The following is a 17,905-nucleotide window of genomic DNA, read 5'->3' on the forward strand; positions in this document are numbered from 1 at the left end:
CAGGACGTCCGGCGTGACCCCGGCGGACTCGTGTGCCCAGAGCGGTCCGCAGCGGTTCAACCCGCACTTGACCTCGTCGAAGATCAGGACGCTGCCGGTGTCGGCGCAGCGGCGGCGCAGGGCCCGCAGCCAGTCGGCCGGCAGCGGGTGCACCCGCCGGCTCAGCTGGACGGGCTCGACGATCACCGCGGCCACCTGGTGGTCGACGGCCGCCAGCGCGGCGGCGGTGGCGGGGATCCGCAGCGGCGGCAGGGCCAGGCGGGGAAGGGGTCGGGCAGGTGGCGCGGGTCGGTCACCGCGGCGGCGAGGCCGACCTGGCCGTGGTAGCCGTCGTCGATCGCGACGAGCCGGTCCCGTCCGGTGGCCGCCAGCGCGGTGCGCAGGGCGAACTCGACGGCTTCGCTGCCGCTGCCGCAGAACTGCCAGCGCCAACGGCCGTGCGGCAGGGTGGCGCTCAGCTCCCCGGCGAGCTGCTCCCGGGCCTCGCCGGGGAGCCGATGGTCGCCCATGTCGACGCGGGACAGCGCGTCGCGCAGTGCGGCGACGACGGGCGCCGGGCGGTGGCCGAGGACGGCCGTGTCGCCGCCGCGCAGGTCGAGGTAGGCGGTGCCGTCGACGTCGTACACCCGGTCCTGGTCGGTCGCGGCGACGCTGACGGGTGCGCCCAGGGCGGCCAGCGCGGTCACGGTGTCGTCGGCGACCCGCGTGGCGTACCGGTGCAGGCGCCGTCGCGCGACCGGGTCCGCGCGGGACGGATCCCGTGCCCACCACCGCGTCACAGCGCGGTCTCCCGGTAGTTCGCCAGTTGCCGGAGCCGCGCGGCCGGCCGGGCCAGGTCGATGGTGGCCAGCTGCCCGATCACCGCCTCGAGATTCGTCACGTCGGTCCAGAAGCGGTGGTCGTCGTAGCGGGTGTTGCTGTGCATGGTGGTGGCCCAGTGGCGCAGTTGGGCCGGCCCGACGTCCAGGTCGGGACGGTCCCACAGGGCCGGCGGGACGCCGGGTGTCTCCCGTACGGCCGCACCGTGGCAGACCAGGTCGTCGGCGAGGGCGCCGGAGCGGCCGGTGTGGCAGAGGTAGGCGTGGGTGTGCTCGCCGCCGGTGACGAAGACGGGTCGGTCCGGGTGCAACGGTTGCAGGCCACGCCGCGCCCGGATACCGGCGTCGACGCGTTCGAACGCGGTGTGGTCGACGTGCCGCAGCTGCACCGCCGCGGCGGTGGCGCGCAGCGTGCCGGACAGGGCGGCCAGCACCCGCTCCGCGACGATCTGCCGGTTGGCGTAGCCGAAGTTCCGGGCGGCCATGGCGGTGCCCAGCAGGGCTTGTCCGGATGCGGTGTCCAGGTCGACGGCGAACAGTCCGGCGGCGGCGTCGGCGGGGGTGGAGATGCCCCGGCGTACCGCCTCCTGGGCGAGGTCGAGGAAGAGGCCGCGCCGGTTCAGCTGGTCGCGGATCGGTGCCGCACCGACGTGGACCACGACGATGATCCGGCCGGGCGGTGGCGCGCCCGGCAGCAACGCCCGCTCGACGAGGTAGCAGGCCACGAAGTGCCCGGCGGCGCTGCCGAGGCTGCGCCGGAGCACCGTGTCGACGGCCGCCCCGGCGAGCAGGTCGAGACGGGCGGGCCAGCTGTTGTTCTCCTCCGCCGGAGCGTCGGCTGTGTGGAAGCCGGCCGGTGCACCGAGCGCGGCCACCCCGGCGGTGAGCACGTCCCGTACGTCCACCCCGACGTCGGCCCGCGACGGTGAGTCGACAGCGATCAGCCGCACCATCTCCTCGTAGGCGGCGGCCAACGCCGGGTGGTCGGTGTCGGGGTCGACGGTGATGCCGGAGTCCAGGACCAGGTAGCCACAGCCCATGTCGGGTGCCGAGAGGGGGTACAGCCAGCCGGGTGCGGTGGTCAGGGCGATCCCGGCGGGGAAGCCGAAGGGTTTGGCGCTGACGTCGGGATGGGCCACGATCTCACCGACGACGTGGGGCAGTCGGGCGACCCGGGCCACCTGGTGTCCCAGGGGTGACGCCAGCAGCGGACCGAGGTGTTCCGCGGTGAGCAGGAACCGGGCGCCCCGGTCCGGGTCGTCGCCGAAGCGGGCGTGGAAGACGCTCAGCGGCCGGGTGGTCATCAGGCGTCCCCCGCCTCGGGCAGGGCCCGCAGCACCGCCCTGATCAGGTGTTCACCGAGCGTGGGGCGGGCCAGCACCGACCAACGGCCGACCCGGTGCCGGATCCGCCAGCCGGCCCGCTCCGCGGCCACGCCGGCCGTGGTGCAGAGCACCAGGTGCCCCGGCGCGTCGGTCAGCATGGCCGGGGTGACCGGGCCGTGTGTGGTGAGCACCAGCACGACGACCTCGGCGTCGGCGAGCAGCGGGTCGGCCGGATCGATCGGCCGGTCGGGTGGGAGGAAACCGACGGTCACGTCGCCCGAAGGCGGGCCGGGCCCGCCGTCCACCGCGGCGGCGGCGGCGCTGGACGCGGTCGTGGGGCCCTCGCCGGTGAGGCTGACCGTTCCGGCGGTGCCGTCCACGGTCACCGTGGCGCCCTCGGTCAGCAGGCGTTCGGCGTCGGGGACACCGACCACGCAGGGTTTGCCGAGTTCCCGGGCGAGGATGGCGACGTGGCAGAGCACGCCACCGTCGGAGCTGACGATCGCCGCCGCGCGGGCGATGGCCGGCAGCAGTTCCGGGCGCGCGGCGCCGCAGACCAGCACCCGCCCGTCGGCCGGCGGGTACCCGCTGATGGCGTCGGCGTGGGACACCGGCCCGCGCCACCTGCCCGGGGCGCCCGGCTCGCCACGCAGCGTCCGTCCGTCGGCCGGCCCGACCGGCTCTCGGGCGGGCGGTGGCGGGACGGCGGTCATCGGGCGCAACTGCACCAGCCACAGGGTGCCGTGCTGATCCTCGACCCACTCGACGTCCAGACCGGTGCGGTAGCCCGGTGGCGGCTCGGCCAGCACGGCGGCGAGCCCGGCGAGCAGCCGCGGGTGCAGGCAGCCGCGGCTCGCGTGGCCGGGTGCGAGCCGGACGTAGGCCAGGCCGGCCGGTCCGTCGACGTAGACCACCTTGCCGTCGGGCGGTACGCCGGGGTCGACGGCGACGAGGTCGCCGGGACGGTGCCGGTCGTCCAGGATCGGGTAGATGGCCAGGGGTTTGGGCCCTATCCGGTCGGCGGGCACCGCGTCGCTGCGATGGGAGTCCCCGGTGCCGATGCCACCGAGCAGCTGGGTGGCCAGCCCCCAGGTGCCGTCGACGCGCAGTTGGCGACCGCCGGAACCCGGCCAGCCGAACGCGACGCCGCTGCTGCGGGCGGGCACGGTCGCCTGCACCAGGATCGCCAGCCGTCCCGCCCGGCCGGCCAGCCCGGCGGCGGTCTCGTAGGCATGGCGGACCGGGCCGGTGGCCCCGGCGAGCACGGTGCTCAGCGCGGCGGCCACGTCCTCGGGCCGGGCCCGGCTGAACGCCGACCGGAAGACGCCGGCGTAGCTGTGCCGGCCCCGGTCCTCCACGTCGGCCGAGGAACGCACCACCAGGTGTGCCACCTCCCGCTCCCGGGCCCACGCGAGCACCTGGGTGGTCGCCGTTCGGATCCACCCGGAGCCGGCGTCGGCGGGCACCACATCGGTGGCGAGCACCGCGGCCGGCGGCACGCGGTGCCCGAGGGCACGGGCGGCGCACAGGCCGGCAGCCTTGCCGCCGACGCGGGCCGGCGCCGGGTCGGCGAACTCGGCGAGGTCGATCAGCAGCTCAGCCATGCCCAGCCCGCCGCGGTGGGGTCGACGATGGGACGCGGTGCCTCCGGTGGCGTCGGAGGCAGGTGGCAGGCGCGGGGCAGCAGCCGGTCCGGGGCCACGCGTTGGTGCGCGGCGGCCGTGCCGATCGCGCGGAGGCTGCGCCCCTGCCACCGCCGGCGCTGCTCCTCCTCCTCGGCGGCGAGCCGGCAGACCGTGGTCAGCGCCCAGGTGCGGGCCACCGCGGCGGCGTCCCCGGCGGTGAGCAGGAGGAGTGCGGTGTCCCGGGCGAGCCGCCGGCGCGCGTCGTCGCGGGCGGATCGCATCGCGTCGAGGTACGCCGCGTCGTCGGGGCCGAGGGAGCGCAGGTACGTCTCCAGGACGGCCGGGTCGTCGAACGGGCGGGCGAGACCGGGGGACTGCAGGTGGCCGACGTCGGTGGCCAGCTGGGCGGCGCGCCGCGGCGACCAGTCGCCGGCGCGCAGGTCGTGGTGTGCGCTCGCGGCGAGCGCCGCGAAGTCGGCCAGGTGCGCCGGGTTGGTGGGGACCAGGAGGCGCATCAGCAGCCCGCGCGCCGCGTGCGGTGAACCGGTCAGCCGGGCCAACCACCGCCGGATGTCATCCAGCGGCAGTGCCCAGTTGAGCACGTGGAAGGCCATCAGCTCGGCCAGTGCCTCGACGGCCTTGACGATCCGGCCGCGCCGGGGCGGCGCGGGCGGCTCCAGCCGGCGGGTGGCCCGGGCCAGCCGGTCGAGGCAGGCGTGCAGCCGCGCGCCGAGGCGCCGCACGAAGCTCGGGTCGGCGCACCGCGCGCCGAAGTCGTCCAGCAGCCGGTCGTACCGCACAGCCGGGATCTCCAGCACGCCCGGGCGGCGGTGCCGCCCCCACGGGGCCGGCTCACCCAGCAGGACCCGGGGGAACAACGCCGCGCCGGCGCTGTAGAGCGCGAGCTCCAGCCGGGACGCGGCGGGGAAGTCGACCTCGTAGTCGAGGATCACCAGGTCCCGCCACCGGCTCTCCAAGACCTGCTCAGGCCCGATCCGGCGGGTCGGGTGCGGGCGGCGGCGGATCGGCGTCCGGCTGGTCGTCCGGCGGTCGCCCGGTGGCGTCCTCGATGGCGCTGCGTCGGGTGCTGCCGCCGAGCTTCTGGATCAGTCGAGCGATCGCCAGGTCGCTCGCCACGCTCTCGGCCACCTCGCCCCCTCCCTGCGGATGGGGTGCACCCGCGTCCAGGTCGCGAACCGTAGTGAAGGATGTCACCGTCCGTGGTGCAGACGATAGAGTCTCGCGTCCGGCCGGCACAAGGGGCCACCGGGTCGGACCGTCCTTCCCGACCGGGTCGGCACCGGCGGTGCCTGGCGGCCGGCAGCGGCGGCGCCGATAATCGGTGGATGCTGACGGGCGCGGCGCGGCGGTACCTGGGGCGTGGACAGCTCGACGTCGACGACGTGCGGGCGGCACTGTGGACGGCCGGCGTGGACGCCGACACGTACGCGGGCCCGGGCGACCGGTACCAGGCGGCCGTGCTGGAGCAGTACAAGCTCTACGTGGAGATGGCCGACCGGGTCAGCGCCCGGCGGGCCACCGCCAACACGTTCTTCCTCGCCGCGAACACGGCGGTGTTCACCGCCGTGAACGTCGGCTGGGCGCATCTCCAGGCCCCCCGGTGGACGTTCGTGCTGCCGCTGGTCATGCTGGTCGTGCAATGCCTGGCCTGGTATTGGATCCTGCGCTCGTACCGGCAGCTGTCGTCGGCCAAGTTCCGGGTGGTGGGCCTGCTGGAGGAGCGGTTGCCGGCGTCGCCGTACTGGCGGGCGGAGTGGAAGGGGCTCGGCTCCGGCCGGGACCGGTCGCTGTACTGGCCGCTGGCGCATCTGGAGCAGGCGGTGCCCGGCGTCTTCGCCCTCGCCTATCTGCTGCTGCTCGGTACGCTGCTGGCCACGGCCTGACGGCGGGCGCCACCCTCGGGTGTTACGTCCCCGCCAGCTGCCGGCGCATCTCGTCGAATCCGGCGTAGAAGTGGGCGCGCCAGCCGGCCTCCCCGGCCACCGCGACGTTGGCCTGGTCGTCGTCGAAGAACCACATCCGCCGGGGGTCGTCGCAGCCGACCGTGGCCTGCGCGGCGAGGTAGAAGTCGAGGTTGCTCTTGGTCAGACCCAGCTCGCCGGACCAGACGACGTGGTCGAACAGCTCACCGAGCCCGACCTGCTCGGTGAGGTAGGCGATCCGGTACTTCTCCTGGTTCGTCACCGCGATGCACGGCCCGTTCGTCCGCTCCCGCCAGGCGCGGATCTCGGCGGCGACCGCCGCGTCGAGTCGGGCGTCGTTGGTGAACCAGTACCCCAGGAACTCGTCCACCGTCACGTCGGGGTTGAGTTCGGGCAGGACGAGGTCCAGGGTCTCCCGCAGGTCGCGCTTGCCGACGATGATCTCCGGCCAGTACGGCTTGAAGAGGTGCTGGCCCAACGCCCGCGGGTCGATGCCCAGGTCCCGTTGGATGTCGGTGTCCCACGGCCCGCCGCGGAAGCGTTCGTGCGGATGGACCACCACGCCGTCCACGTCGAGGGCCAGCACGGGCAGGTCGCGGTCGGTCCCGATGCTCATCGCAGTCATGCACCTTCGTGATAGGAACGTTGGGTGGTTGCGTGCAGCGTAGGTGATGGCGTCGCGACCGGTGTCGACTCACCGACGTGTCGTGTCGGCACGTCGCTCCCAGGCTTCGTCCAGCACCCGTAGGGCGGTGTCCAGGGCGCGGGCGATCTGACTGGTCGTCGCGTTGCGGATGGGCGCACCCAGGAACGGCGCCTCCTCGTAGCCGAGCAGCGCCCAGGGAAAGCGGTCCAGCTTGTCGCGGTAGTCGGCCTTGGCGTCCAGAGACACCGGGACGATCCGCTGTGCCGGAAGTTGGCGGCCGAGCGCGATCAACTCCGGGTAGATGTTGCCCTTCGGATCCGCGGCCCGTTCGGTGTAGGCCGGTGACAGCAGGATGAGTGCGGCATCGGCCTGTGCCGCGTACCGGGAGCCGTTCTGCCGGGTGTTCCCGCCGAGGCCGTGGTAGTCCTCGACGAAGGCGTAGTAGCGGCGCCGCCGTTCGTAGAGCAGTCGCAGCACCGCGCGCATCGAGTCGATGTCCTCCCAGCAGAACGAGACGAAGATGGCCGGGCCGGTGTGGGTGCTCTCGTCGCGGGTGTCGTCCACCACCGACAGCCGCACCTCGGCGTCGCGGGTGATCGCCGCCTGGTACAGACCCCGCCGTTCGGCCGGGCCGCGGGCCAGCGTGGCGCGGAACCAGTCGATGCGGTGCGGGGGCACGAAGAACAGCACGTTGTTCTGCACCGGTGGGGCGTCCCACATCATCTGGAGGAACTCGCTGACGTGCCCCGCGGTGCGTTCCAGTGCGACGGTCTCGGTCGGCGCGGCGTGGGGCGCGCCGCACACCCGTACCGAACCGGGCCGGTACAGCCGATGGGTCTCGTAGTCCCAGTACCCGTCGACGAAGATGTCCGGCCGCAGGGTCACCGGTGCCGGGGACTCCGCGGTCGCCGGGCGGTCGAGCCAGTGATACTCGTACGGCGTCTCGCCGCTGAGCAGGACGTCCGCCGCGCGTGTCACGTGCAGGTCCAGGACCTCCGCCTCCCGGTCGGCCCGCAACCGGCGCAGGTTCGCGAACAGCGAGGTGTCGTCCAGCCGGTGGAACGCGTCACCGCTGAGCGCGCCGTAGCGCGCGTCGAAGTACGTGGCCATCCAGTCGGGATGCCGCCGGAGCAACTCCGACATGACGACGGCCAGCAGCGTGACCCGGAACCGCACCGCCGGCGCGGAGTAGACCTGCGACCTCAGCACCGCACGCAACATGAGGAAGTTCGCCACCGGCCCGGTGGAGTCGAAGATCGGCCCGTGCTCGTCGTAGGTGATCAGCGTGTCCACCACGTGCGAGGCGCTGGACATCCCGCTGGCGATGGAGTGGTGCGAGTCGCGGTGGACGTAGTCGAGCCGGTCGGCGTCGACCACCCCGTCGACGATCTGCCGGACCGCGCTCAACGCCGGGTTGACCTGGATTTCGGGGGCGGCCTTGCCGGCGATCAGGTAGGCCAGCACGCCGATGTCGAGCCCGGCGCGCAGCGGTTCGTGCGCCTGGAACAGCTCGATGACCCCGTGCAGGGTGAACAGCTCCTTGTCGGACATGCCGTGCGTCGAGACGTCCAGGTCGGCCGCGACCCGCGCGGCCAGGGTGGCGTGCGGGTAGAGGAACAGGCCCAGCGCGGGTTTGTGTGGCAGTTCGCCGACGTCCTGGAGCAGGCCGGCGAGGACGACGTGCTCGCCGACGCTGCGGACGAAGGCGGCGTCGTCGTCGACGGCCAGGCGCGGTAGCGCCTCGCGCAGCGCGGTGAGGGTGGTCGGGTCGAAGAAGTCGTTGCGCCGCAGCCGTTGCAGCAGCCGCAGTGCGATGTGCGCGGTGCCGACCGCGTGGCCGAACCGGTTGTGGGTGGAGGAAAGGAAGGCGTGCTCGCCGAAGGGCAGTTGGTGCAGCCGGCGAAGGCGCTGCAACTGCGGCGACTCGAGGAGCAGTTGGAGCAGGTCCCGGCGGCCGAACAGCGCGGGGTCGTGGAAGTCCATGACCCCGTGGACCGCGTCGTGGATGGGCCAGTCCTGGCCGTGCGTCACTGGTGCCGCCCCCCTCCGGCAGATCTCCGGCGCCCTTGGCGGCCCGGCCCGACCTCCATAGAAGCACCTACCGTGTCCTTGCCGGCTCGTTGTCGGATATCTGATATGCCGCTGCCGGGTCGCGGGCGACCCGGTACGTCAGCGCGCAGGCGGTGAGGCAGACGGCGGCAGCGAGCACGAGCGGTGGCCGGGCGCCGAGCAGCACGGCGGCGGAGCCGAGCGGCGTCGTCACCGCGATCGGCCCGAACATGACCGTGTTGGCGGTGGCGGCGACCCGGCCGAGCAGCGCGTCGGGGCTGTGCGTCTGGACGGCGGTGACCGCCGCGACGAGCGCCCACGGTAGCCCGAGGCCGGCCAGCACCGACGCGGCGACCACCCCCGGCCACCAGGGCAGGCACCGGACCAGGCAGCTGACCGCGAAGAGTCCGCCCCCGGCCAGGGCCACCGCTGTCGGGTCGAACCGGGCGATGACCCGGCCGACCACCAGTCCACCGGCGACCGAGCCGGCGCCCTGGGCGCTGAGCAGGACGCCCAGGAACGTCGCCGGCAGGCCGAGCGTGTCGGTGACGACGGCGTAGCCGGCGGCGGTGGCGAAACCGGACATGCCGATGGCGACCGCGGCGAGCACCACCGGTCGCCGGATCGACACCGAGCCGAACAGGACGGACAGTCCGACTCGGACTCCCCGGCCCTGGGGCGCGACCGGCGGCGGCGTGCGGGTCAGGCGCAGCGCCGCGTAGCCGGCTGCGGCGAGGGCCGGCAGCGCGGCGGCGAGCAGGGCGACGAGATGGCCACCCTGCCAGGTATAGAGGCCGGCGCCGGCCAGCGGGGCGACGAGCTTGACGCCTTCCTGGGCGCTGGAACGCCACCCGTTGACCCGTCCGAGGTGGACCGCTGACAGGGCCGCCGGCAGCAGGGTGCTCTCGCCGGCGTCGACGAGGACGTAGGCGACGCCGTAGACCGTGGCCACGCAGAACAGCAACCACACCTGACCGGGGCCACGGACCGCCAGCAGGCTGGGCAGGACGGCGGCGACGGTCAGGTTGGCCGCGATGACCAGCGGGCGGCGGGGCAGCCGGTCGACCACGGCGCCGAGCCACGGGCCGGCGAGAGTGGGGGCGTAGCCGCAGAAGCCGGCGAGCGCGGCCAGGCCGGGCGAACCGGTGAGGTCGAGGATCCAGATCCCGGCGACCAGGGCCATCGCGCTGCCGCCGAGACCGGACAGCAGGGACACCACCACGAACAGGATCGCGTTGCGTCGCACGAGCCCTCCGGAGTTGAGTCAGAGTGGCTCACAGCGTCGCGTCTTGAGTCGCGTAGAGGCAACATGTACAAGTCCTGTCAACGTCTGGTTGACAGGGCGATGGTGAGGTCGCGGGCGACGTCGCGTACGGGGCCCGGCAGGCCGGGGTCGGTGACCGGTAGGTCGGCCCGGATCCGGACAGCCAGGTCGAACAGGGCGCCCGGCTCGGCCTCCAGGGCGAGGGCGATGGTACGACGGGTCAGCGCGGCCCGGGGAAAGCGAGTGTCCCAGCGGCGGTCGGCGTCGGTCCAGCGGCGCAGCTCGGTGAGCAGGCCGCGCAGCGCCCCGACCTCGGCCGGCCAGCGTCGGTCGGAGTCGGCCCGGCGAGCCGTACGCGCGACGGCCAGGCGCTGGCGGCGCTGTTCGGCGGCCTGCCGACTGCCCAGCCCGAGGGCGGCGGCGACCCGGTTCCAGGTCGCACCGGCCTGCCGGGCCCGGTCGATGAGATCGAGTTCGGTGTCGTCGAGCCGGTCCCGGGTGGCCGGGATGTCGGCGAGTTGATCGAGCGGGTCAGGCACCCGTCAACGCTACATTGACAACCCTCGGTCGGGTCGGGTCGCTCAGGCGGCGGCGGACTCGCGACGGGAGCGCTCCGTCGGCCAGGTGGGCCGGGCCGTCGGGGCAGCCCAGGCGCCTTCCTGCGGGGAGGCGGGTGCCGACGCCTCGTCGGCCGCGCCGCCCTGGGCGAGGTTCAACGCCCGCTGGGCCTGCTGCCACGGCTCACACGGCCAGTTCTGACCGGCGCACAGCAGGTGGGTGCAGCCACCGTCCTCGCCCGGTGCGTGCGCGTCGGCGACGTCCAGGGCGAGCCGCCACAGCAGCGGGTCGGTGACCCCGGCCGGACGGTCGGCGGTGTGGTGGTGCCGGTCGGTGGCGTTCTCGGACACGCGTGATCCCCCTCGTAGTCGAGCCTCACGCTCTTGATCTCCAGTCTGCACGCAGGTCAAACACGAGATCCGGGACGGTCGGGCGAGGTGGGCGCGGTCACCGTTGGCGGGGCTGACGATGATTGACAGATCCTTATCTGCAGGCGAAGGATGTCGGCATCTCGATCACTCCTACGACCCGGATGCGCGACGCTGCGTAATCGGCGATGCGGGCAGCGTCGACCGCCGAGTGCGCCGCCGTGGCCGTCCCGCAGGCTGGGTCGCCCGGCGGATCCGCGCTGAACCCGCTGCCTCCGTGCCGCGCGCCGAGAAGAGGGGCGACCGCCTCATGTCCAAGGTACGTACGGGCTTCCGCTGGCGACCCCAGCTGCCCGCCGCCACCGTCCTGGCCGCTTTCGCGGCCGTGTTGTTGCTTGTCAATCCCGCTGCGGCGATCGTGCCGCGGGCCGCCGCGCCGATAGCCGCCCCCGCCGACCTCGGCCGGCTCGCCGACGAGCGGGCCAGCGTGGTCGAGGTCGTGCTGGCCGACAGCGCCGAGCTGGACGCCCTGGTCGCCACCGGCGTAGACCTCGATCACCACGTCACCCAAGGCGAGGCCGGCATCGTCGTGCACGCCGTGGTGACCGGCAACGAGGTAGCCACGCTGACCCGGGCCGGCTTCACCTTCGGCAAGGTCCTGCACACCGCGGCCGACGCGGCGGACCGGGTGGCCGAGCGGGAGGCCACCATCGCCGCCCACCTGGCCGAGAACCGGGAGTTCGCCGCGGCGGCGACGCTCTCGGCCCGCACCGCCGTCTCCGACGTCAGGATCATCCGAGCGGACTACTACACGTCGGGCGAGAGTCAGGTGCTGTCGGTCGAGGCCAAGTGGGCACAGGGCCAGACGGTCAGCACCCCGTTGACCGTCGAGCGGGACAGCGGGCCGGGCACCGAGATCGGTTCCGGCGGCACGCAGACCATCTCCCGCTTCGTCGACGCCGGCGTCTACCTCTACCACCGGGGCGCGGCGCAGGTGACCACCCGGCCGAACTACGTGCGGATCACCAGCCCGACCGGTGACGTGGCGGTGGCCAAGGTCAACCAGTGGCTGCCCATCCCCCCGAAGGATCCCGAGGGGCCGGGCTACATGAAGGACTTCGTGGCCAGCTACCTCACCCCCACCGAGCTGTACGACCGGATCGAGGCCCTGGCCGCGCAGTACCCGAAGCTCGCCGAGATCGTCGAGCTGCCGTACCGGACCAACGGCTACCGGCGGCAGGCCCAGGCCGTGCTGGGCACCGTCAACGCCAGCCGGGTCGCTGTCGACTCGTTGGCCTGGGGCCACCAGGGCGGCAACGACATCTCCGTCGAACTCGCCGACCCCGGCGTCGCCGACGCGCCCCTGGCGGTGACCGTCGCCGGCACCCAGGTCCGCGTCGACCTCGCCACCGACGCCGGTGGCGGCGTCACCAGCACCGCCGAGCAGGTGGTCGCGGCGCTCAACGCGCAGGCGGGGACGCTGTTGCGGGCGTACACCTACCGGGGCAGTCCCGGCGCCGGTGTGGTCGCGCCGGCCGCGCGGACCGCGCTGTCCGACGGCCTCTCGGCGCCGGCGTCGGTCTCCCGCGACCCGCATCCGGTGTACGCCATCCGCATCGGCAAGCACCGCGACGGCTCCCGGCTCGGCGTGTTGGCGTATGCGCAGGAGCATGCGCGGGAGTGGGTGCCGCCGCTGGTCACCATCGAGACGGCCGAGCGGCTGCTGCGCAACTACGCGCACGACCGCAAGACCCGCGAGCTGGTGGACAACCTCGACATCTGGATCGCTCCGTCGATCAACCCGGACGGCGGGCACTACTCGTTCTACGACTTCAACTACCAGCGCAAGAACATGACCAACCACTGCGCCCCGGCAGCGCCAGCAGATTTCCTCGGCCGCAACTCGTGGGGCGTGGACAACAACCGCAACTACACCGAGTACAGCCTCTTCGACGGCTACGCGGGTGCGTCCACCAGTTGCACCAGCGGCACGTACGCCGGTCCGAGCGAGTTGTCGGAGCCGGAGAACCGCAACGTCGACTGGCTGGCCGCCCGGCCGAACGTCAAGTTCTCGATGAACCTGCACTCGTCGGGCAACTACTTCATGTGGTCGCCCGGCTCGTACGCCATGCCCGGCCGGGTCTCCGCACCGCGGCCGACGCTGGCCGAGGAGTCGCTGTTCTGGGGTGCCTCGTCGCGGATCCTGACCGCCATCAAGCGGCACCGCAACCTGGCGGTCACCCCGGCCCGGACCGGCCCGATCGCCGACGTGCTCTACTCGGCGGCCGGCAACTCCGGTGACATGCTCTGGTACAAGTACGGCATCTACGCCTGGAACTTCGAGGTCGGCACGTCGTTCCAGCCCGCCTGGGACGAGGCGCACGCCGAGACGATGGAGTTCGCCAACGGCCTGACCGAGATGCTGCGGGTGGCCCGGGACTTCGACACGGACCGGAAGCGGCCGAGAAGCTCACTGTCGGTGAGTGCGAGCGCCACCCCGGGCATGGTGGACGTGACCTTCTCCACAAGCGAGCCGGCGGCGGTCTTCTACACCCTCGACAAGTCCCGGCCGACCTACGAGTCAACCCTCTACGGGTCGGCCGGCGTCCGCGAGGGCGGGGAGACGCTGACCGTTCCGGCCGGCACCACCGTCCACTGGTTCTCGGTGGACGCGGCGGGCAACGTGGAGAAGAACTACAAGCCCGACGGCAGGGGCAACAACCACAACAAGAAGAAGGTCAAGGCACCGAAGCGCTGATCGGGTCCGGAGGGCCGCGACCGCCGTCGAGCGGTCGCGGTCCCCGGCTCGCGAACGCCTTGGTCAAGCGCACGTGTGCCGGCCTCCGGGTCCGGCCCTCGGCAAGACCTGCTCGGGACGCTGTCGAGCTGAGCCGTCGATGCCGTCAGACGGCCGCCACCCGGCCCGGCCACCACCTTCTCCCCATGTTGGCGGCGAGGACGGCTTGACCTTGACAGAGTGACAAGGTCTTCACTGTGCCGAGGGAGGTGGTTGGCATGAGCAAGCCACAGGAGGCCGCGGACGCGGTGCGGATTCTGCGGGGGCTGGAGAGCGGCAACCCGTCGGTGCGGCTGCGGACGGCGCTGGCCGTCGGCACGACCCCCGACCCGGCGTTGATCGACACGATCGTCGCGCGGTGCGCCGTCGAGCCCGAGTTCTCCGTGCGCGAGATGCTCACCTGGGCTCTCACCCGCCACCCGGCCGCACTGACCGTCCCCAGACTCGTTGACGAACTGCGCTCCGCGTCGGCCCAAGCCCGAAGCCAGGCACTGCACACCCTGTCCAAGATCGGGGACCGGCGGGCGTGGCCGGCGATCAGCCGGGCGTTGCTCACCGACGCCGACGACGAAGTGGCCCGCAGCGCCTGGCGGGCGGCGGTCGTCCTCGTACCCGACGGTGACGAGTCGGCCCTCGCCGACGTGCTGGCGACCCAGCTCGGGCGCGGCGGGCGGGAGACGCAGTTGAGCCTCAGCCGGGCGCTGATCGCGCTCGGTGAGGTGATCACGCCGATCCTGCGGGCCGGGGCCCGGGACGGCGACCCCGGGGTGCGTCAGCACGCGATTGCCACGGAGCGGCTGCTGCGCGACCCGGACGCCGGCTTCGAGCTGGCGATCGAGGAGGCGACGCGCGTGGTGGCCCTCGGCGGCAACGATCGGAGGCGGTGACCGGCGGTGTTGATCGGTGAGGTGGCCCGACGCTCCGGCGTCAGTGCCCGCATGCTCCGGCACTACGAGTCGCTCGGCCTGGTGGAGCCGACGGGACGCAGCGGCGTCGGGTACCGGGAGTACTCCAGCGACGACATCCAGCGGATCTTCCACATCGAGAGCCTGCGGTCGTTGGGGCTGTCGTTGCGGGAGGTCCGGCGGGCGCTCGACGATCCCGGCTTCGCCCCCGTGCAGCTCGTGGCGGACCTGATCCAGCAGACCCGGGAGCGGATCGCGGCGCAGACGGAGTTGCTCACCCGCCTGCGTCGGATCGGTGCCGCGCAACCCGCCGACTGGGCGGACGTGCTCCAGACCGTCGCCCTGCTCCACGCCCTCGGTTCGGAGCACGCCGGGAGACGCCAACGCGCCGCCCTGTCATCGGCCGGCGAGGCAGCGGTACCGGTGGAGGCCCTGGTCGAGGCGGTACTGAGCGAGTCGGACCCGAATGTCGCCGGCGCCCTTCGCTGGGCGCTGGCGCAATCGGCCGACGGCGCAGCCGCGCTGCTGGCACCGGGCCTCGACGCACCCGACGCCGAGGTACGCAGACGCGCCGTGCAGTCCCTCGCCGAGATCCCGGACGGTGCCGCGACCGCGCTGCTGCGGGACGCCCTCGCCCACCCCGACCTCGTCGTCCGCAGGTACGCGGCGCTCGCGCTCGGGGCACGTGGCGTGGCCGAGGCGATCCCGACCCTGATCGAGATGGTCGTCGAGGAGACGAGCGAGGCCGACGCGGCCGACGCACTGACCGCGCTGGCCGGTGAGCCCGCGCTGGCGGAACAGATCGCCGGCCGGCTGGTCGCGCGCCTCGGCACCGACGGCGTCGCCTCACCCGTACGCAGTCGGCTGACCCAGGCGCTCGCCGACATCCCCGGTGCCACGGCCGCGCGTGCCCTCGCCGAGCTGTCCCAGGACGCGGACCGCACGGTCGCGCTCACCGCCGCGTACGTGCTCACGCTGCGCGACGGGAGGTAGCGGCGGGAGTGGCGCCCGGCGCGATCCATCCGTGCGGTCAGCTCGACAAGGCCGACACCACACACACGCCCCCACCGGCCGGCCAAGCAGCCGAGGCGCCTCGGCCCGGCGAACGGCAGAAGCCGACCACGGCGGGTCAGATGCCGGCGTCGACCCGAGCGGCGGGGACGGTGGCGGGTTCGACGGTGGCGTGCTGGAGCGCGCTGGGCACGGCGTCGAGCAGGGCCCAGTCCCGGCTGATGTCGGCGGCGGTGCAGAGCAGGCGCGGCAGGTGCTCCTCGGTGAGGGTGCGTACCGACGTCTCGGCCGCGTGAACGGTGACGTTGATGGCGGCCACCACCCGACCCCGGCCGTCGCGGACACCGGTGGCCACCGACCGGACGCCCGGGGCGAGATCCTCGTCCGCTAGGGCCCAGCCCCGGGCCCGCACCTCACGCAGCGACGCGTCGAGAGCGGCCCGGTCGGGCTGCCAGCGGGGGACGATTCCGGACCGGCCGGGCACGGTGAGGACCCGGTCGAGTTCCTCGTCGTTCAGGGCGGCGAGCAGCACCTTGCCCATCGAGGTGGCGGGGGCGGGAAAGCGGGTGCCGATGGTCACCGAGAGTGTGATGATCTTCGGGACGGCCACCCGGGTGACGTAGACGATGTCGCTGCCGTCGAGCTGGGCCATCGACGTGGACTCGTTGGTCTGCGCGACGAGCCGCTGCATGTGCGGCCGGGCGACGTCCCACATGCTCAGCGAGTTGATGTACGCCATGCCGAGTTCGAGCACCCGGGGGGTGAGGGCGAAGCCGCGTTCGGCGGAGCGTACGTAGCCGAGGTCGTCGAGGGTGAGCAGGATCCGGCGGACGGTCGGCCGGGCCAGCCCGGTCGCACCGGCGATCTCGCTGAGCGTCATCACCGGTCGACCGGGCTGGAAGCAGCGCAGGACGTCGAGGCCGCGGGCCAGGGCTTCGATGAAGTCGGGTCGGGCGTCGCGTGCCATTGCTGCCTGCCTTCCGAGGGTCACGTGCCGGTCAATGCTTCCACTGCGCCGAACCGGCGTCCCACGCGGTGTAGGTGTAGGGATTGTCCTGGATCTTCGTTTCGGGGACGTCCGGGTTCATGCCCTTGGCCCAGGCGTCGGCGCCCATCGCGTCGACCAGGTGGTCGACGGTCTGCTCGACGTGGCGGCGGGCCTTGGCCAGGTCCACCCCGACGAGTTGGTGCTCGTGCTTGACCAGCCGGCCGTTGACCACGACGCTGTGCACGTCGCCGCGCTGGGCCTGGAACGCGACGTGGCCGTACGGGTTGAGGATCGGGAACATCACCGGCGACCGGTCGTTCTTGATCAGCACCAGGTCGGCCTTCTTGCCCGTCTCCAGGCTCCCCACGACGTCGTCGAGGCCGAGCGCCCGGCTGCCGCCCCGGGTGGCCCAGTCGACGACCTGTTCGGCGCGCAGCCGGCAGTGGGTGACGGTGTCCTGACGGTGGTGCGCCTCCAGGTGCTCGCGCGACCGGTCGGCGCCGAGCGTGGTCCGCATCGCCGAGAACAGGTCGCCGCTCCACCAGACGCTGGTGTCCATCGACAGCGACACCGGGATGTCGTGGTGGCACAGCGCCCAGGTGGGCGGGTAGCCCTGGCCGGCGCTCTGCTCGCTCTCGGTGGACACCGAGACCGAGCCGCCGGTGGCGGCGATGCGGTGGTACGAGTCGTTGGTGAGGGTGGCGGCGTGCACGTACACGCTCGACGGGGTCATGAAGCCGTTCTCGTGCATCAGCCGGATGCCGTCGTCGTTGGTGGCGCCCCACACCCCGGCGTGGGTGGTGACCGGGAGGTCGAACTCCCGGGCCACCTCGAACGCGGCCCGCTCGGGGAAGGCCGGGTCGCCGGTGACGTCGAAGGCCAGTTGCAGGCCGAGCATGTCGTCGCGGCTGTGGAAGCGGCGGGCGACGAAGTCGCGGAACTGCGGGCTGGTGGACCACTCCCACGGCCCCTGCTGGATGTTGCCGTAGGCGAGGACGAACCGGCCGGGCACCTCCCGCAGGGCGTCCACGGCGGCGTCGGCGTGCTCGGTGCTCTGTAGCCCGTGCGACCAGTCGACGGTGGTGGTGACACCGGCGTCGATGGCCTCGATGGCGGCGAGCAGGTTGCCGGCATAGATGTCCTCGGGACGGAACAGTTTGCCGGATTCCAGGTAGTACCAGACGAAATACTGGGTCAGGGTCCAGTCGGCACCGTAGCCGCGCATCGCGGTCTGCCACATGTGCCGGTGGGTGTCGATCATGCCGGGCATCAGGACGCCGCCGGACGCGTCGATCTCGATCGCGCCGTCGGGGGCGGCCAGACCGACGCCGATCTCGGCGATGCGCTCGCCGGCGACCAGCACGTCGGCGCCGGGCAGGACGCGGTGGTTGTCGTCCATGGTGAGGACGAGGCCGTTGCGGAACAGGAGGGGACGGTCGGGACTCGGGCCTGATACGGGTGCGCTCATGGCGGTCAACTCCCAGTGGTGGTCGGGGCCGGGCCCACTTGGCGGACAGATGTCCGTTCTGCGGGCGGGCCTGCGATGGGCGCAAGTGTGGGCGTCGTTTCGGCGAGGTGTCAACGGTTGACAGCCCGCATTTCCGCTCC

At 73.0% G+C, this 17,905-nt stretch carries 16 protein-coding genes and 1 pseudogene; 4 read left to right on the top strand and 13 right to left on the bottom strand.

Annotated features, from left to right (window positions below; translation table 11 throughout):
* Positions 1–9: 9 nt before the first annotated feature.
* From KIF24_RS35060 to KIF24_RS13245, 6 genes and pseudogenes are all read right to left on the bottom strand, one after another.
* Positions 10–195: pseudogene (locus KIF24_RS35060) on the bottom strand (aminotransferase class III-fold pyridoxal phosphate-dependent enzyme); the annotation flags it as partial.
* Complete coding sequence (locus KIF24_RS13225) at positions 183–779, bottom strand: aminotransferase class III-fold pyridoxal phosphate-dependent enzyme (RefSeq protein WP_221084292.1); 597 nt, start codon at positions 777–779, stop codon at positions 183–185. The gene KIF24_RS13225 and the pseudogene KIF24_RS35060, both read right to left, overlap by 13 nt.
* The gene (locus KIF24_RS13230) at positions 776–2,122 is read right to left on the bottom strand and encodes an RtcB family protein (RefSeq protein WP_221084293.1); all 1,347 of its coding nucleotides are present in this window, start codon (positions 2,120–2,122) and stop codon (positions 776–778) included. The genes KIF24_RS13225 and KIF24_RS13230 overlap by 4 nt, the downstream gene beginning before the upstream one ends.
* Complete coding sequence (locus KIF24_RS13235; RefSeq protein WP_221084294.1) at positions 2,122–3,747, bottom strand: PEP/pyruvate-binding domain-containing protein; 1,626 nt, start codon at positions 3,745–3,747, stop codon at positions 2,122–2,124. The genes KIF24_RS13230 and KIF24_RS13235 overlap by 1 nt, the downstream gene beginning before the upstream one ends.
* Positions 3,732–4,745: a hypothetical protein gene (locus tag KIF24_RS13240; protein WP_221084295.1), complete on the bottom strand. Its 1,014-nt coding sequence runs from the start codon at positions 4,743–4,745 to the stop codon at positions 3,732–3,734. Before KIF24_RS13240 ends, KIF24_RS13235 begins: the two co-directional genes overlap by 16 nt.
* Positions 4,746–4,752: 7 nt before the next feature.
* On the bottom strand, positions 4,753–4,917 hold the full coding sequence (locus KIF24_RS13245; RefSeq protein WP_221084296.1) for a hypothetical protein: 165 nt from the start codon (positions 4,915–4,917) through the stop codon (positions 4,753–4,755).
* Between the two features lie 197 nt (positions 4,918–5,114).
* On the opposite strand from KIF24_RS13245, the gene KIF24_RS13250 reads away from it, so the two are divergent.
* Positions 5,115–5,672, top strand: coding sequence for a RipA family octameric membrane protein (locus KIF24_RS13250; protein WP_221084297.1), 558 nt, complete (start codon positions 5,115–5,117; stop codon positions 5,670–5,672).
* 22 nt (positions 5,673–5,694) lie between these two features.
* Here the strand turns inward: KIF24_RS13250 and KIF24_RS13255 are convergent, their stop codons facing one another.
* The 5 genes from KIF24_RS13255 to KIF24_RS13275 all read right to left on the bottom strand — a co-directional run bounded on the left by KIF24_RS13255 (position 5,695) and on the right by KIF24_RS13275 (position 10,578).
* Entirely contained in the window at positions 5,695–6,327 is a 633-nt protein-coding gene (locus KIF24_RS13255; RefSeq protein WP_221084298.1) for an HAD family hydrolase, read from the bottom strand.
* 78 nt (positions 6,328–6,405) lie between these two features.
* A complete protein-coding gene (locus tag KIF24_RS13260) occupies positions 6,406–8,388 on the bottom strand; it encodes an HD domain-containing protein (protein WP_221084299.1) in 1,983 nt (660 codons plus the stop codon).
* 67 nt (positions 8,389–8,455) lie between these two features.
* The gene (locus tag KIF24_RS13265) at positions 8,456–9,652 is read right to left on the bottom strand and encodes an MFS transporter (protein ID WP_221084300.1); all 1,197 of its coding nucleotides are present in this window, start codon (positions 9,650–9,652) and stop codon (positions 8,456–8,458) included.
* A gap of 77 nt (positions 9,653–9,729) precedes the next feature.
* Positions 9,730–10,209 (bottom strand): hypothetical protein, encoded by a 480-nt coding sequence (locus KIF24_RS13270; protein WP_221084301.1) that lies wholly within the window; start codon positions 10,207–10,209, stop codon positions 9,730–9,732.
* A 42-nt stretch (positions 10,210–10,251) separates the two neighbouring features.
* Positions 10,252–10,578 carry a hypothetical protein gene (locus KIF24_RS13275; RefSeq protein ID WP_221084302.1) on the bottom strand — a complete coding sequence of 109 codons (327 nt, stop codon included), beginning with the start codon at positions 10,576–10,578 and terminating at the stop codon, positions 10,252–10,254.
* A 328-nt stretch (positions 10,579–10,906) separates the two neighbouring features.
* Between KIF24_RS13275 and KIF24_RS13280 the strand changes: the two genes are divergently transcribed.
* The 3 genes from KIF24_RS13280 (at position 10,907) to KIF24_RS13290 (ending at position 15,291) form a co-directional block, all read left to right on the top strand.
* Positions 10,907–13,354 carry a M14 family metallopeptidase gene (locus tag KIF24_RS13280; protein ID WP_221084303.1) on the top strand — a complete coding sequence of 816 codons (2,448 nt, stop codon included), beginning with the start codon at positions 10,907–10,909 and terminating at the stop codon, positions 13,352–13,354.
* A 257-nt stretch (positions 13,355–13,611) separates the two neighbouring features.
* A complete protein-coding gene (locus tag KIF24_RS13285; RefSeq protein ID WP_230415551.1) occupies positions 13,612–14,280 on the top strand; it encodes a HEAT repeat domain-containing protein in 669 nt (222 codons plus the stop codon).
* Positions 14,281–14,286: 6 nt separating this feature from the next.
* Positions 14,287–15,291: a MerR family transcriptional regulator gene (locus tag KIF24_RS13290; protein ID WP_221084304.1), complete on the top strand. Its 1,005-nt coding sequence runs from the start codon at positions 14,287–14,289 to the stop codon at positions 15,289–15,291.
* A gap of 136 nt (positions 15,292–15,427) precedes the next feature.
* On the opposite strand, the gene KIF24_RS13295 is transcribed toward KIF24_RS13290, so the two are convergent.
* On the bottom strand, positions 15,428–16,276 hold the full coding sequence (locus KIF24_RS13295) for an IclR family transcriptional regulator domain-containing protein (protein WP_221084305.1): 849 nt from the start codon (positions 16,274–16,276) through the stop codon (positions 15,428–15,430).
* 31 nt (positions 16,277–16,307) lie between these two features.
* Positions 16,308–17,765 (bottom strand): amidohydrolase family protein, encoded by a 1,458-nt coding sequence (locus tag KIF24_RS13300; protein ID WP_221084306.1) that lies wholly within the window; start codon positions 17,763–17,765, stop codon positions 16,308–16,310.
* Between the last annotated feature and the right edge of the window lie 140 nt (positions 17,766–17,905).

The organism is Micromonospora tarapacensis, assembly GCF_019697375.1.
In the GTDB taxonomy this organism is placed as follows: Bacteria; Actinomycetota; Actinomycetes; order Mycobacteriales; family Micromonosporaceae; genus Micromonospora; species Micromonospora tarapacensis.